This window comes from Adlercreutzia mucosicola DSM 19490 (genome assembly GCF_000422625.1).
Taxonomy (GTDB): Bacteria; Actinomycetota; Coriobacteriia; order Coriobacteriales; family Eggerthellaceae; genus Adlercreutzia; species Adlercreutzia mucosicola.
In genome coordinates this window covers 82,443-97,662 of record NZ_AUGK01000005.1, presented here as the reverse complement: position 1 = coordinate 97,662, position 15,220 = coordinate 82,443, and the positions used below count along the sequence as shown (strand labels likewise).

Genomic DNA, 15,220 nt, shown 5'->3' with positions numbered 1-15,220 from the left:
ATGAACCGAATTCATACGGGCTCGTTTTCTTTCTGGCGAGGGGAAGGCGAATCCGCGCAGACAAGCCGCCTCGCCGAAAGAAGGTGATCGCCATGGCCGACAAGCCCATGATCCATCCCGCCGATGTCGCAAGCCCCGTTCGCCCCGCGAAGGCTCCCACGGCCCAGAAGACCCTCGCGAACACGAACGTGTGGTCCACCCGCGTGCTCGTGACCATCGCGCTCATGTGCGCCATCTCCATCCTGCTCACGTTCGTAGAGTTCCCGCTGCTGCCCGGCGTGGCATGGCTGTCCTACGACGCCTCGTTCATGCCCGCCATGGTCTGCGGCTTCGCCTACGGGCCGGCGGCCGGTCTCGCCTGCGGCGTCATTTCGGTGGTGGCCCACGGCATCCTGTTCGCCGACTTCACCGGCGCGCTCATGAACTTCCTCGTGGTCATCGGCTACATTCTGCCGGCCGCCCTGGTGTACCAGCGCATCCACAACATCAAGGGCGCTGTCATCGGTCTGGTGCTCGGCATCGTGGTGGCCGTGGCCATGGCCGTGGCGGGCAACCTGCTGGTGACCCCGGCCTGGCTCGGCGTGCCGCTGGATGCCGTGGTAGCCATGATCGTGCCCATCCTCATCCCGTTCAACCTGCTGAAGGGCATTCTGAACTCGGTGCTCACGCTGGTGGTGTACAAGGCCATCTCGAATCTGATCACCCCGAAGAAAGACCAAGTGAAGGGCCTTTAAGTGACGAACCCCATCGATGCCGCCCCCGCCGACGACCTCTTCATCGACGCCGCTGACGCCGGGTTCACCTACGACGGGGAGCACTTCGTGTTCCGTCATCTGAACCTCACGGTGCCCCGGGGGCAGTTCGTCTGCCTGCTCGGCGGCAACGGGTCGGGGAAGTCCACCCTGGCCAAGCACATCAATGCCCTGCTCACTCCCGACGAGGGCGCGGTGCGCGTGTTCGGTTGCGACACCCGCGATCCTGAGAGCACCTACTTCATCCGGTCGAACGCGGGGCTGGTGTTCCAAAACCCCGACGACCAGATCGTGGCGAGCCTCATCGAGAACGACGTGGCCTTCGGCCCCGAGAACCTGGGCATTCCCAATCCCGAGCTGCGCGAGCGCGTGACCCCGGCGCTGAAAGAAGTGGGTCTGCAGGGCTTCGAGGAGCACGAGACCTGCGCCCTGTCCGGCGGCCAGAAGCAGCGTGTGGCCATCGCCGGCGTGCTGGCCATGGACCCGGCCATCCTCGTGCTGGACGAGGCCACGGCCATGCTGGACCCGCGGGGGCGCGCAGGGCTCATGCGCGTGGTGCGCGACCTGCACGCCGCGGGCATGACCGTGGTGATGATCACCCACTACATGGAAGAGGCCGCCTGCGCCGAGCGCGTCGTGGTGCTCGATGGCGGCGAGGTGCGCCTCGACGGCACGCCCCACGAGGTGCTCACCCAGGCCCGCGCCCTGCGCGCCCTGTCGCTGGAGGTGCCGTTTGCCTGCCGGCTTTCCCTGGAACTGCAGGCCCGCGGCGTGCCCGTGGCCACCTGCATCACCGACGACGCCCTGAAGGAGGAGCTATGCGCCTTGCGTTCGAAGCAGTGAGCTACAGCTACGCCGGCGGGGATGCGGCCAAGAAGCGCGGCCGCAAGAAACAGCGCGAGCGCCAGGCCGACTGGGGCAACGCCCCCGATGCCCTGTGGGCGCTGCGCGACGTGAGCCTCACCGTGGAGCCGGGGGAGTTCCTCGGCGTGGCCGGGCACACCGGCAGCGGGAAGTCCACGCTCATCCAGCACATGAACGGGCTGGTGCACCCCACCTGCGGCCGCGTGACGGCCGACGGGGCCGATCTGGCCGAGAAAGAGGTGGCATCGCGCGTGCGCTCCCAGGTGGGGCTCGTGTTCCAGTACCCCGAGAACCAGCTGTTCGCCAACACCGTCTACGACGACGTGGCCTTTGGGCCGCGCAACATGAAGCTGGACGAGGCCGAGGTGGATCGCCGCGTGCGGGAGGCCATGGAGCTGGTGGGCCTCGATCTGGACGCGATCGGCGAGCGCAGCCCCTTCGATCTGTCCGGCGGCCAGCAGCGCCGCGTGGCCTTCGCCGGCGTGCTGGCCATGGAGCCGGAGCTGCTCGTGCTGGACGAGCCCGTGGCCGGCCTGGACCCGCTGTCCCGTGCCGATTTCCTGGCGCTGATCGCGCGCTTCCACGCCCGGGGCATGACCGTGGTCATGGTGTCCCATTCCATGGAGGACCTGGCGGCGCTGTCCGATCGCATCCTCGTGCTGTCCGAGGGTCGCGTGTTCGCCCTGGGAACGCCGGCTCAGGTGTTCGCCGACGCCGCGTCGCTCAAGGCCGTGGGGCTGGGCGCGCCGGCGCCCCAGGCCTTCGCCAGCAGTCTGCGCGATGCCGGCTTCAGCCTGCCCCGCGAGCTGTACGACGAGACGAGCCTGGCCGTGGATTTGGCTGCCCAACTGGCTGCGGGCGCTCCCAATGCCGATGGCACAGCGGCCGGCGCGGCGGAGGCCGAATCGGCCGGGGAAGCGGAGGCGGCCCCGACCGGGGATGCGCCCTGTGGCGCTCCCAACGCCGATGCCCCGACCCGGGCGGGTGATCGGCGTGGGTGATCGCATGATGATGATCGGCCAGTACTGGCCGGCGGAGTCTGTCGTGCACGCCATGGACCCGCGGGTGAAGTTCATCCTGTCGCTGGTGCTCATGGCGGCGGTGTTCTGCGCCGCCACCCCGCTGGCCCTGGCCGTGGCGGCCCTGTTCGTGGTGGGGTTCTACGCGGCCGCCCGCATCCCGCTTCTGCGCGTGCTGGGATCGCTCGCGCCCCTGCTGGTGCTCGTGGCGCTGACGGCCGTGCTCAACGTGCTGTTCGTCCAGGGCGGCGAGGTGTACTTCCAGTGGGGCATCATCTGCATCAGCGAGAAGGGCCTCCAGTCGGCGGCCTTCATCGGGTGCCGCCTGTTCCTGTTGCTCATGGGCATGAGCCTGCTGACGCTGACCACCACGACCTTGGACATCACCGCGGCCTTCGAGCACCTCATGGCGCCCTTGGCCCGCATCGGCGTGCCCGCTCACGAGCTGGGCATGATCTTGGGGATAGCCCTGCGCTTTTTGCCCCAGTTCGTGACCGAGCTCGGCATCATCTACCGCGCCCAGGTCAGCCGCGGCGCGCACTTCAACCTGAATCCCTTCACCGGCGGCGTGCGAACCCTCACGGCCCTGATGATCCCGCTGTTCACGAGCACGTTTCGCCATGCGGAGACTCTGTCGGCGGCCATGGAGGCCCGCTGCTACCATGGCGGCGCCGGCCGCACGCGCCTGGTGCCCTTGCACCTGACCTGGCGCGACGGCGCGGGCTGCGCGGCTCTGGTGTGCATGACGGCCGCCGTCATCGCGACGAATTTCATTCCCCTGTAATATTCCGAGAAAGGAACCGGTTATGTCCCAAGGAAAAGAGACCATCGTCAGCTATCTGACCAGCATCCCCGCCTGGTATCTCGCCACCGTTGAAGAGACGCCTGAGGGCGCCAAGCCCCACGTGCGCCCCTTCAGCTTCGCCATGATGCAGGACGGCGACATCCAGTTCTGCACCGCCACCACGAAAGACTGCTACCGCGAGATGGCCGCGAACCCCTTCGTGGAGCTGACCGCCTGGAAGCCCGGTGCCGGCTGGGTGATCATGCGCGGCAAGGTGAACCTGACCGACACCGCCGACGCCGCCACCCGCGAGGAGGGTTTCAAGCACATGGTGGCCCTCGGCGAGACGTGGGAGAGCGCCGACGACCCCGCGCTCACCTTCTTCACCATCGAGGAGGCCGAGGCCTGGATCTGCGACATCGACGGCTCCTGGAACCCCGTAGAGCTGTAACGATCTCGTTTACTAGGCAGCGAAGGGGGACAGATGGGTCTTGATCTGCGGTAACGCTAAGTGAGAAGCGTATTTTCGTGAGAGAAGCCGAGCGGGGGGCGGGAGGGCTTCGCGCGCAGATTCCGCAGACTCGGAAATAATGGTGTAAAATTTCTACACCATTATTTCCGAAAGCGAGGACTTGTTTGAGCACGGGGCCCTCCCGCCCCCGCTCGGCGGTCGGGGCATGGGGTTCTGGCTCTTTTGCTCGACAGGCAAGTCCCTAAGGACCTCATGACTGAAATTCTCACAACGATCGATTCATTCGTGTGGGGGCCGGCGATGATCGCGCTCCTTCTGGGCACCCACATCTACCTTACCTTCCGCACTGGCTTCATCCAGCGCAAGCTGCCCCAGGCCATCCGCATGTCGGTGCGCCGCGATCCCGACGGCAAGGGCGACATCTCCAGCTTCGGGGCGCTGGCCACGGCGCTGGCGGCCACCATCGGCACGGGCTCCATCGTGGGCGTGGCCACGGCGCTTTTGGCGGGCGGCCCGGGCGCTATCTTCTGGATGTGGATCGCGGGCCTGTTCGGTATCGCCACCAAGTACGTGGAAACCTATGCGGCCGTGAAGTACCGCGTGCGCGACAAGAGCGGGTCTATGCTGGGCGGTGCCATGTTCGTGTGGAAGCGCGCCTTCGCCCGCAAGGACGGCAGCGTGCCCTGGTGGGCGACGCTGGGGGCCGTGGTCTTCGCCGCCTTCGCCATCATCGCCACCATCGGCACGGGCTCGGCGGTGCAGTCGGCGGCCATCTCCGGCATCGTGACCTCCTCGGTGCCCGCTGTCCCGGCCGTGGCCGTGGGCGTGGTCGTCGTCGTGGCCGTGGCGGCGGTCATCTTCGGCGGGGTGAACTCCATCGCCCGCGTCTGCGAATGGCTCGTGCCCTTCATGGCCGGTGCCTACGCGCTCGGCTGCGTGGTCATTATGATCATGAACGGCTCGGTGCTCGGCGAGGCCGTGGGGCTGATTCTGGAATGCGCCTTCACCCCCAAGGCCGCCTTCGGCGGGGCCGTGGGCTCGGGCATGATCATGGCCCTGCAGTTCGGCTGCGCCCGCGGTTTGTTCTCCAACGAGAGCGGCCTGGGCACGGCTCCCATCGTGGCCGCGGCGGCCAAGACCCGCAACCCCGCCGAGCAGGCGCTCATCTCCATGACCGGCGCCTTCTGGTCCACGGGCGTCATTTGCCTGCTCACGGGCTTGGTGCTGGTGTCCACCATGATCGCGCATCCCGAGATCGGCCAGCAGATTCTCGCCGACCCCTCCATCGCCACCGGCGCCGCACTGGCCAGCGCCGCCTTCGCCGAGATTCCCTATTTCGGCACGCCCATCCTGGTGTTGGGCATGTGCTCGTTCGCCTACTCCACCATCCTGGGCTGGTCCTACTACGGCAACCGCTGCGTGGCCTATCTGTTCGGCCCCAAGGGCATTAAGCCCTACCAGGTGGTCTACGTGGCCGTGGCCTTCCTCGGTGCCATCGGCGTGGGCGATGTGGTGTGGACCATCTCGGACATCGGCAACGCCCTCATGGCCATTCCCAACATCATCGTCATCCTGCTGCTGAGCGGTATGATCGCGAGGGAGACGAAGCATTTCGTCTACGACCACCACCTGGACGAGGAATACGCCGAACCCGTCCCCACCGTGGACAAAGCCCAACTGTAGGGCGGCGCGCGGGGGCGGGCTTTAGCCCGTCCGCGGCCCGGGAAGCGTCCGTGGGCTGAGGGCGGCCCGAAGGCCGCTTTCGCGGAGGGGCGTGTGCGTTTTTGTCCACAAAAAGGAAAACTGCTCTCGAAGGGACCATTGGCGACCCGCCGTTCGCTGGTAATTCTCTCATTGTTAACATTGCCGCTCAGCTTCTCTGCCTATAATGCGGATACTTTAGCGCGTTAAAGTGCCGGGGTCGTCCTGTCGGCGGCTCGGGTCGCGGTTGGGGTCCAGGGCCTCACGCTCGCGGCCCCATGCGCTGGCGCGCCCGTAGGAGAGGAGAAGCGATTCATGGACGCGATCGTGAACGCCATCAACGCCGTCGACGGCTTCGTGTGGGGGCCGCCGATGCTCGTGCTGCTGCTCGGCAGCCACATCTTTCTGACCATCCGCACCGGGTTCATCCAGCGCAAGCTGCCCACGGCTATCAAGCTGTCGGTGACCAAGGACCCGGACGCTCCTGGCGACATTAGCCAGTTCGGCGCCTTGTGCACGGCGCTCTCGGCCACCATCGGCACCGGCAACATCGTCGGCGTGGGCACCGCTATCATCGCGGGCGGCCCGGGCGCGGTGTTCTGGATGTGGATCACCGGCGTGTTCGGCATCGCCACCAAGTACGCCGAGACCTTCGCCGCGGTGAAGTACCGTGTGAAGGATCACAACGGCGACATGCTCGGCGGGGCCATGTACGCCTGGAAGCGCGGATTTGCCGACAAGGCCGGCAACACCCCCTGGTGGGCCCTGCTCGGCGCCGGGGCCTTCGCCCTGTTCGCGGGCATCGCCTCCTTCGGCATCGGGAGTGCGGTGCAGTCCTCTGCCATGACCGAGGTCATCGCCACGAACCTGCCCGGCGTGCCGGCCTGGGGCATCGGTCTGGCCATCGTCATCATGGTGTCCATCGTCATCTTCGGCGGGGTGAAGGTCATCGCGAACGTGTGCGAGAAGCTCGTGCCCTTCATGGCCATCGCCTACATCTGGGGCTGCGTGGTCATCCTGGGCATGAACTGGGAGTTCGTCTGGCCCGCCCTCTGCCTCATCGTGGAGAGCGCCTTCACGGCCAAGGCGGCCTTCGGCGGAGCGCTCGGCAGCGGTCTCATGCTGGCCCTGCAGTTCGGCTGCGCCCGCGGCCTGTTCTCCAACGAGTCGGGCCTGGGCTCGGCGCCCATCGTGGCCTCGGCGGCCGCCACGCGCAACCCGGCCCGCCAGGCCCTCGTGTCCATGACCGGCACCTTCTGGGACACCGTGGTCATCTGCCTGCTCACGGGTTTGGTGCTCGTGTCCACCATGATCGGCAACGCCGATTTGCAGGCCGAGATCATGGCCGGCAACATCGCCGCCGGCGCGGCGCTGTCCTCGGCGGCCTTCGCCGAGATCCCCTACATCGGCACGCCCATTCTCATCTTCGGCATGATCCTGTTCGCCTACTCCACCATCCTGGGCTGGTCCTATTACGGCAACCGCTGCGTCACCTACCTGTTCGGCAAGCGCGCCATCCGCCCCTACCAGGTGCTCTACGTGCTCGTGGCCTTCCTGGGCGCCATCGGCGTGGGCGAGGTGGTCTGGACGGTGTCCGACATCACCAACGCGCTCATGGCCATCCCCAACATCATCATGGTGCTGTTGCTGTCGGGGCTCATCGCCCGCGAGACGCGCCACTACGTGTACAATGGCAACTTGGATGAGCGCGACGAGACGCCCATCCCGCAGCTCGACAGCAAGTAAGCCGGCGGCTGCGCTATCGCGACCATTCCGATAAGGCGGCCAACTATGCATAACCATACCCCCGACGAGCGAGCGGCCCGGGTCCCCACTATCCACGTGGTCTCCGATTCCATCGGCGAGACCGCCCAGGTGGTGGCCCGGGCCGCCGCCGCGCAGTTCGGCGTCACGAACCCCCGCCTGGAAGTGTTCTCGAAGGTGAAGAGCTACCGGGAGGTCCACGACTACCTGACCGAGCACGTGCGCTACCATCAGCAGACCTTGGGCGACGATCGCATCCTCGTGTTCTACACCATCGTGGACGCGGGCATCCGCCGCGAGCTGGCGGCCTTCACCGCGCGCCACCCCAACATCTTGGCCGTGGACGTGATGACGAGCGCCGTGGATGCCATCGCCGAGATGAGCGGCATGGAGCCGGTGAACGAGCCGGGGGCCCTGCGCGTGGTGGACCAGAACTACTTCCGCCGCATCGCCGCGCTGGAGTTCACCATCGCCCACGACGACGGGCGAGCGCCCGAGGATCTCACGAAGGCCGACATCGTGCTTCTGGGCGTGTCGCGCTCCTCGAAGACGCCGCTGTCCATCTACCTGTCCCAGCAGGGCTACAAGGTGGCCAACGTGCCTTTGGACCCGGCCACCGAGCCGCCCTCCCAGATCTTCGACGTGGACCGCACGCGCCTGTTCGGCCTCATGACCACGCCCGAGGTGCTCGGCCCCATCCGCCAGCGGCGCATGAAGAAGTCGGGCCGCGTGGGGCTCATCTCGCAGCGCTATGCCGACCCCGCCTACATCTACGAGGACCTGGAGAAATCCCGGGCGCTCATGCGGCGGCTCGGCTGCATCGTCATCCACACCGAGCAGCGCGCCGTGGAGGAGACCGCTCAAGAGATTTTGCGTTACTACGAGCGAAGCCACCCGACGAGCGCTGATATTATCGATTAAATCCCTTATACTAGGGAACGTTCGCGCGCAACCGGGCTTCGCGCCTGGTGGCGAGCGCGCCTTCCGGCTCGTGCTGGCAGGGCGGACAAGGCAATCGCACCGCGCGGTGCACAGCTCTTAAGGAGAAGTAAGGTGACAGAAGCAGTGAAGCGCGTCTACGCCTTCGGCAAGGACGCCAACGGGAACAACGTGACCGAGGGCAACACCGACATGAAGTGGATCCTCGGCGGCAAGGGCGCCAACCTCGCCGAGATGGCCAACATCGGTCTGCCGGTGCCTCCGGGATTCACCATCACCTGCCAGACCTGCATGGAATACGCCAACGCCGACAACGTGTGGCCCGAAGGCGCCCTCGACACCATCGCCGAGTACCGCGCCGATTTGGAAGAGCGCATGGGCAAGCGCCTCGGCGATGCGGAAGACCCGCTGCTCGTGTCCGTCCGCTCCGGCGCCCCCTTCTCCATGCCGGGCATGATGGACACCGTGCTGAACTTAGGTCTGAACGACGCCTCCATCCAGGGCCTCATCAAGCAGACCGAGAACCCGCGCTTTGCCTGGGACTCCTACCGCCGCTTCATCCAGATGTTCTCCAACGTGGTCATGGGCCTGGACGGCGACCTGTTCGAGAACGCCATCGTGGCCATGAAGAACGACCGCAACGTGGCCTCCGACACCGACCTGACCGCTGAGGATCTGCAGGAGCTCGTGGACGAGTTCAAGGCCATCTTCGCCGAGAACGTGGACGCCGAGGCCTACCCGACGCTGGTGGTCGACGGCGCCGTGCAGTTCCCGCAGGATCCCATGGTGCAGCTGCAGCTGGCCATCGAGGCCGTGTTCGGTTCTTGGAACAATCCCCGCGCGGTGCTCTATCGCGCCACCAACAAGATCGCCGACGATCTGGGCACGGCCGTGAACGTGCAGTCCATGGTGTTCGGCAACAAGGGCAACACCTCTGCCACCGGCGTGGCCTTCACCCGCAATCCCGCCAACGGCGCCAAGGAGTTCTACGGCGACTACCTGGTGAACGCCCAGGGCGAGGACGTGGTGGCCGGCATCCGCAACACGAGCCCCATCGCCGAGCTGAAGGAAGTAGAGGGCCTGGAAGAGGCCGGCGCCCAGCTGGAGGAGATCTTCGGCGTGCTGGAGAACCACTTCCGCGATATGTGCGACATTGAGTTCACCATCGAGCAGGGCAAGCTCTGGATGCTGCAGACCCGCGCGGGCAAGCGTACCGCCGCGGCCGCGTTGGGCATCGCCATCGCCATGGAGCGCGAGGGCCTCATCTCCAAGGAGGAGGCCGTCATGCGCGTGGCCCCCGACCAGCTCGATCAGCTGCTGCATCCGCAGTTCGACAAGGACGCCACCTACGACGTGGTGGCCCGCGGCCTGAACGCGTCCCCGGGCGCCGCGGTGGGCGAGGCCGTCTTCTCCGCCGCCGACGCCGTGGCCGCCGCCGAGGCCGGCCGCAAGTGCGTGCTCGTGCGCTGGGAGACCAACCCCGACGATTTGGCCGGCATGATCGCCGCCGAGGGCATCCTCACCTCCCATGGCGGGAAGACCTCCCACGCGGCCGTTATCGCCCGTGGCATGGGCGCGCCGTGCGTCTGCGGCGTGGAGGCCCTGAAGATCGACGCGGCCAAGAAGGAGGCGGCCATTGCCGGCACTGACATCGTCATCCGCGAGGGCGACATGATCTCCATCGACGGCACCACCGGTATCGTGGTGCTGGGCGCGGTGGATCTGGTGCTGCCCGAGCTGACCGGCGATTTGGACACCATTCTGGAGTGGGCCGACGAGTTCCGCACCCTGGGCGTGCGCGCCAACGCCGACAATCCCGAGGACGCCGAGCTGTCCCGCGGCTTCGGTGCCGAGGGCATCGGTTTGTGCCGTACCGAGCACATGTTCCTGGGCGATCGCAAGCAGATCATCCAGACCTTCATCCTGAACGACGATGAGCTCATCCGCGAGAAGGCCGTGGCCGATCTCTACGAGGCCCAGGTGGGCGACTTCTACGGCATGTTCAAGGCCATGGACGGCCTGCCGGTCATCGTGCGCCTGCTGGACCCGCCGCTGCACGAGTTCCTGGAGAGCCCGCGCGAGCTGGACGTGGAGATCGCCAAGCTGGAGGTGTCCGGCGCCTCGGCCGACGTCATCGCCGAGAAGCGCGCGCTTTTGGAGAAGATCGACGGCTTCGCCGAGCAGAACCCGATGCTCGGCATGCGCGGCTGCCGTCTGGGCATCGTGTACCCCATCCTGCCCGTGATGCAGGTGCGCGCCATCGCCACCGCCTGCGCCCGCCTGCAGAAGGAGGGCTTCGCGCCGAAGCCGGAGATCATGATCCCGCTGGTGTCGGTGCTGCCCGAGCTGGCGAAGCTGCGCGGCGTGGCCGAGGCCACCATCGCCGAGGTCGCCGAGGCCGAGGGTGTGGAGCTGTCCATCCCCGTGGGCACTATGATCGAGCTGCCGCGCGCGGCCGTCACCGCCAACGAGATCGCCACCGAGGCCGACTTCTTCTCCTTCGGCACCAACGACCTCACCCAGACCACCTTCGGCTTCAGCCGCGACGACGTGGAGGGCGAGTTCGTGCCGCAGTATTTGGCCGAGCACCTGCTGCCCTACAACCCGTTCGCCACCATCGATCCCGGTGTGGCGAAGCTCGTGGAGATGGGCGTTGAGTTGGGCCACGAGGGCAACCCGGACATCGTGTGCGGCGTCTGCGGCGAGCACGGCGGCGATCCGGAGTCCATCCACACGTTCAACCGCATCGGCCTGGACTACGTGAGCTGCTCTCCCTACCGCGTGCCGGTGGCCCGCCTGGCTGCCGCCCAGGCTGCCATCCAGCAGCGCTAGGGCGCGATCGCGCATCGAGAAGGGCGCGGGAGGCTTCGGCCTCCCGCGCCTTTTTGCGTGGAAGGGGAAGAGATAGGGGAGGAGGCCGTAGGGGAGGCCTTTAGGCCTCCCGCGAGCCGCCGTGAGTCGCGGGCGGGCTAAAGGCCTCCCCTACGGGCCTGGTGGGGCGGGTCCTCGGCTCTTGTGCGGGACGCCCGAACTTGTTAGAATAGGCGCCAACGGAGGCCCGGCTGCTAGCGGGCAGTGCCGTTGGGTTTGTGAGCCTCGAGTGCGCTATCACTCGAGGCTTCTTTGCTGCGTGGGGCCGTCTTGACAACGGGGGACGGCATTCTATAATGGGGCAAATGACAGGTGGACACCTTGGACGGGACGGCTGCCTCTCATTTTCACATTGTGTGAAGAGGGGCCGTGCCGCCGGTTGGCGGGGCGGCTCTTCTACTCTTGTCTGCGCTCCAAAAGGTCGCTGGTCAAGCGTATAAGCTCAATTACAACTAGGCAAAACGTGAGAAGTTCCTGCGTAGTAACCATGGTTGGGCTCCTTCCTAGGAAAGAGGCAACCACTCCACCTGTCATGCTTACACTATACCATGGATATAATACAAACAAAAGTACTATTTTCGAAAGAGTCTGCGATGACGTTGCATCTCGATAACCTGCCCCGCACCATCTACGTTGAGCGGGAGGGGGATAAGCCGCAGGTCGTGATGATCGACCAGCGGGCGCTGCCTGGCGAGCTCCTTTGGATTCGCACCGATGACTGGCGCGCGGTGGTGGACGCGGTGAAGACGCTGGCGGTGCGGGGTGCTCCGGCCATCGGCATCGCCGGTGCCGCGGCGGTGATGCTGGCGGCCTTCTCGCTGGCGGAGGAGTGCTCGAGCGCGGCCCTGTTCGCCGCGCGGCTGCGGAAGGTGGCCGCTCGGGTAGCCGAGGCGCGCCCAACGGCGGTGAACCTGGCGTGGGGCGTGCGCAGAGCCACTCAGACGGCCGCTCGGGCGCTGGAGGCGGGGAGATCGACTCACGAGTGCGCCGAGGCGCTCTACGGGCTCACCGAGGCCCTCATCGCCGAGGACGAGGCGGCGAACCGGGCCATCGGTGCCCACGGCGCGGCGCTCTTGCGCGCGCGGGCGGCCGCGGCGGGTCGCCCTCTCGGTCTGCTGACCCACTGCAACGCCGGCAGCCTGGCCACGGCCTTCTACGGCACGGCTTTGGGCGTGGTGTACGCCGCGGCAGAAGAGGGGCTGGTGGCCCGCGTGTACGCCGACGAGACGCGGCCCGTGGGCCAGGGTGCGCGCCTCACGGTGTGGGAGCTGGCTCAGGCCGGTGTGCCCACCACGCTCATCTGCGACAACATGGCCGCTACCATGATGGCCGCCGGCCTCATCGACGCTGTGGTGGTGGGAGCCGATCGCATTGCGGCCAACGGGGATGCGGCCAACAAGATCGGCACCCTGGGCGTGGCGGTGCTGGCACGTCACTTCGGCATTCCCTTCTACGTGGCAGCGCCCGTAAGCACGGTGGATCTGGATACGCCCGACGGGACGGCCATCCCCATTGAAGAGCGCGACGCCTCTGAGGTGCTCCCCGCGCCACTGTCCGGCGTATCGGTGCGCAATCCCGCTTTCGACGTCACGCCGGCGGAGCTTATCACGGCCGTTGTCACCGAGCGCGGCGCGGTCAGTCCGGCCGACATCGGCTCCTTTGCGAAGGAATAGTGGTTACACCCTATATTCCCAACAACATTATATGTTATAGTGCTTCTTACCAATCAGGGGAGAGCGGTCTGCGGCCGCAATGACCGCAGGTGGAAACGGACGACGAAACGAGGAAGCCCATGATTACTCTTGCGGCGGCGTCGCAGAAGGGCGGCGTGGCGAAAACCACTACCAACTTGGCCATTGGCGGGAAGCTGGCTGCCGACGGGGCCCGGGTGCTCTACATCGACCTCGACCCGCAGATGAACCTGTCCACCACGCTGAAGGCCGCTACCTCCGGCGTTGCGTCGTCGCTCGATGTGCTCACTGGTGATGCGACCATCGCCGAGGCCGCCCAGGGCATCGGCAGCTACCACGTGGTGCCTGCGAGCCGCCTGAACGGCAAGGCCGACGACCTCATGTCCAGCGTGGGGAAGGACTACCGCCTGCGCAAGGCCCTGTCCACCGTGGCCGACGACTACGACTTCGCCATCCTGGACACGCCGCCGGCGTTGGGCACGCTGACGGTGAACGCGCTGACGGCGGCGGACTGGGTGGTCATCCCGGCTCAGGCCGACACCTATTCCCTCGACGGCGTGACCGATCTGGCCGCCACCATCGAGGCCATTCGCGAGTACACCAATCCCGACCTGAAGATCGGCGGCATCTTGCTCACGCGCTACAATCCGCGCACCTCCATGTCGCGCATCATCCACGAGGACGCCGAGGCCATGGCCGCGGAGCTGAACACCAAGGTGTTCCGCGCCTGGATCCGCGAGGCCACGGCCATCAAGGAGGCCCAGGCCGTGAAGCAGTCCATCTTCGAGTACGCGCCGTCGGCCAAGGTGGCCTACGATTACCGCTTCTTCATCGAGGAATTGATGGGGGACATCCATGGCTAAGAAGGATTTGCGCGCCCAGATGGATGCCGCCCGCGCCGCCGCGGCCTTCATCGGCGCCGCCCAGGAGGTCGAATCGCGCACGGCCGACCGCGAAGAGGCCGAGGCGGCTGGTGACAGGGCTCCTGTGGCTCGCGCGGGCGTCGCTGGGGCTCCGGCCGCAGGTGCGGCGGAAGAGGCGCCGGCTGGCTCTCGCGCCGCGGCCGCGGGAGCGTCCGCGCCGCGCGTGACAGGCGACGGGTCGCCCCTCGCCGACGGCGCGACGGACGCGGCATCGGCAGGGACCAAGGACGCACCTCGGGCCAAGCGCTCGGCGCGTTCGGCGAAGGGCGCTGCTTCCGACGGCACGACGGGCACCGCACGCGATTTCTTGAGTGAAGAGGCGGCTGCTCCCTCGGTCGAGGAGCTGCTGGGCTTCTCGCAGTCTGCCGGCGCGGGCGGGGCGCAGGATGCTGCAGCGAGGGGGACGGCGCCCGCGGCCGAGGCTCCTGAGGGGGCCGCGGGGCGCGGGGCGACGACGGCGTCGCGCTCCAAGGCGACGCGGACGCGCAAGCCCCGCAAGAAGGTCGAGGCGGCCGACGAGGCCGAGGAGGGCGAAGGGGCCAACGCCCGCATGACGGCCCAGGTGCTGGTGCCCATGACCGCCGAGCAGCGCGAGCACGCCGATCTGCTGGCCCAGGTGATGAAGGTCACCCGCGCCGAAGTGATGCGCCAGGCTCTGGACGAGTACTGGGACAACCACAAGGCCGATCTGCAGGCCGCTGTGGCCGCCTACGAGCAGCTCATTCGCAAGTTGATGAAGTAGCCTTGAGCGGCAAAAGCTCATTTGGTAAAATGGATGCCAACGGAGGCCCGGCTCTTAGCGGGCAGCGCCGTTTTTGGTGTGAGCCTCGGACGGGTCAGCGTCCGAGGCTTCTTTTTCACCAAACCTGCTTCTCTGCTCGGTGCTCTGGGTGCAGAGCTTCATGATCGCTGTGGCCAACCCTGTTAAAGCGGTTAGCAACCTTATCGCGAAAAGAATTATCTCCATAGGCCATCACCTCCCGCCTTGTTGGACGAGCCATGAGGGTTCAGGAGGCGCTGCCAGCACGCGGGGCTTACACCGTCGGTGCTGCCTGCTATATTGGAGCCGTTTACCGAATGGAATTGGAAAAAAAATTTCAAGGGATGGGACTTGTTGAGAAATTGTTACTTTTCTGATGCTTATGACATATAAGGATTATCACAAATAATGTCATAGTTACTATTCCACTTTGGAAAAGGTGAGAAATATAGTCATAGAATCATTTTATAATTATGCAAAAAATGAGAAAGTAAATATTCTACCAGGCATTCTTTCACTAATGCTTATGGCAATAAATGTCTCTACTATTAATTAGTAGAATGATAGAATCATATAATGACTATTCATTTTCAGGAAATTTTCAAGGATGAGTGAATTTCTCGCAATTTTGTGTGGCGGCATGAAGGGCGAAAGAGGGGTTGCGGAGCACAAATCTAACG

At 65.9% G+C, this 15,220-nt stretch carries 12 protein-coding genes; all 12 read left to right on the top strand.

Annotated features, from left to right (window positions below; genetic code table 11):
- The first annotated feature begins 92 nt into the window (after positions 1 to 92).
- Entirely contained in the window at positions 93 to 734 is a 642-nt protein-coding gene (locus tag G503_RS13370; protein WP_257483050.1) for an ECF transporter S component, read from the top strand.
- Positions 735 to 1,595, top strand: a complete 861-nt coding sequence (locus tag G503_RS0103125) for an energy-coupling factor transporter ATPase (protein ID WP_235715476.1) — start codon at positions 735 to 737, stop codon at positions 1,593 to 1,595.
- Positions 1,571 to 2,617 carry an energy-coupling factor transporter ATPase gene (locus G503_RS13365; protein ID WP_051190853.1) on the top strand — a complete coding sequence of 349 codons (1,047 nt, stop codon included), beginning with the start codon at positions 1,571 to 1,573 and terminating at the stop codon, positions 2,615 to 2,617. The genes G503_RS0103125 and G503_RS13365 overlap by 25 nt, the downstream gene beginning before the upstream one ends.
- Complete coding sequence (locus tag G503_RS0103115; protein ID WP_028026438.1) at positions 2,610 to 3,419, top strand: energy-coupling factor transporter transmembrane component T family protein; 810 nt, start codon at positions 2,610 to 2,612, stop codon at positions 3,417 to 3,419. The genes G503_RS13365 and G503_RS0103115 overlap by 8 nt, the downstream gene beginning before the upstream one ends.
- A gap of 22 nt (positions 3,420 to 3,441) precedes the next feature.
- Positions 3,442 to 3,870, top strand: coding sequence for a pyridoxamine 5'-phosphate oxidase family protein (locus G503_RS0103110; RefSeq protein ID WP_028026437.1), 429 nt, complete (start codon positions 3,442 to 3,444; stop codon positions 3,868 to 3,870).
- A 273-nt stretch (positions 3,871 to 4,143) separates the two neighbouring features.
- Entirely contained in the window at positions 4,144 to 5,574 is a 1,431-nt protein-coding gene (locus G503_RS0103105) for an alanine/glycine:cation symporter family protein (RefSeq protein WP_028026436.1), read from the top strand.
- Between the two features lie 333 nt (positions 5,575 to 5,907).
- The gene (locus G503_RS0103100) at positions 5,908 to 7,338 is read left to right on the top strand and encodes an alanine/glycine:cation symporter family protein (protein ID WP_028026435.1); all 1,431 of its coding nucleotides are present in this window, start codon (positions 5,908 to 5,910) and stop codon (positions 7,336 to 7,338) included.
- Between the two features lie 45 nt (positions 7,339 to 7,383).
- On the top strand, positions 7,384 to 8,277 hold the full coding sequence (locus G503_RS0103095; RefSeq protein WP_028026434.1) for a pyruvate, water dikinase regulatory protein: 894 nt from the start codon (positions 7,384 to 7,386) through the stop codon (positions 8,275 to 8,277).
- Between the two features lie 132 nt (positions 8,278 to 8,409).
- Positions 8,410 to 11,127 (top strand): pyruvate, phosphate dikinase, encoded by a 2,718-nt coding sequence (ppdK, locus tag G503_RS0103090; RefSeq protein ID WP_028026433.1) that lies wholly within the window; start codon positions 8,410 to 8,412, stop codon positions 11,125 to 11,127.
- A 632-nt stretch (positions 11,128 to 11,759) separates the two neighbouring features.
- The gene (gene mtnA / locus G503_RS0103080; protein WP_035021602.1) at positions 11,760 to 12,839 is read left to right on the top strand and encodes an S-methyl-5-thioribose-1-phosphate isomerase; all 1,080 of its coding nucleotides are present in this window, start codon (positions 11,760 to 11,762) and stop codon (positions 12,837 to 12,839) included.
- Positions 12,840 to 12,958: 119 nt separating this feature from the next.
- Positions 12,959 to 13,720 (top strand): ParA family protein, encoded by a 762-nt coding sequence (locus tag G503_RS0103075; protein ID WP_035021600.1) that lies wholly within the window; start codon positions 12,959 to 12,961, stop codon positions 13,718 to 13,720.
- A complete protein-coding gene (locus G503_RS0103070) occupies positions 13,713 to 14,522 on the top strand; it encodes a hypothetical protein (protein ID WP_028026430.1) in 810 nt (269 codons plus the stop codon). The genes G503_RS0103075 and G503_RS0103070 overlap by 8 nt, the downstream gene beginning before the upstream one ends.
- Positions 14,523 to 15,220 lie beyond the last annotated feature (698 nt).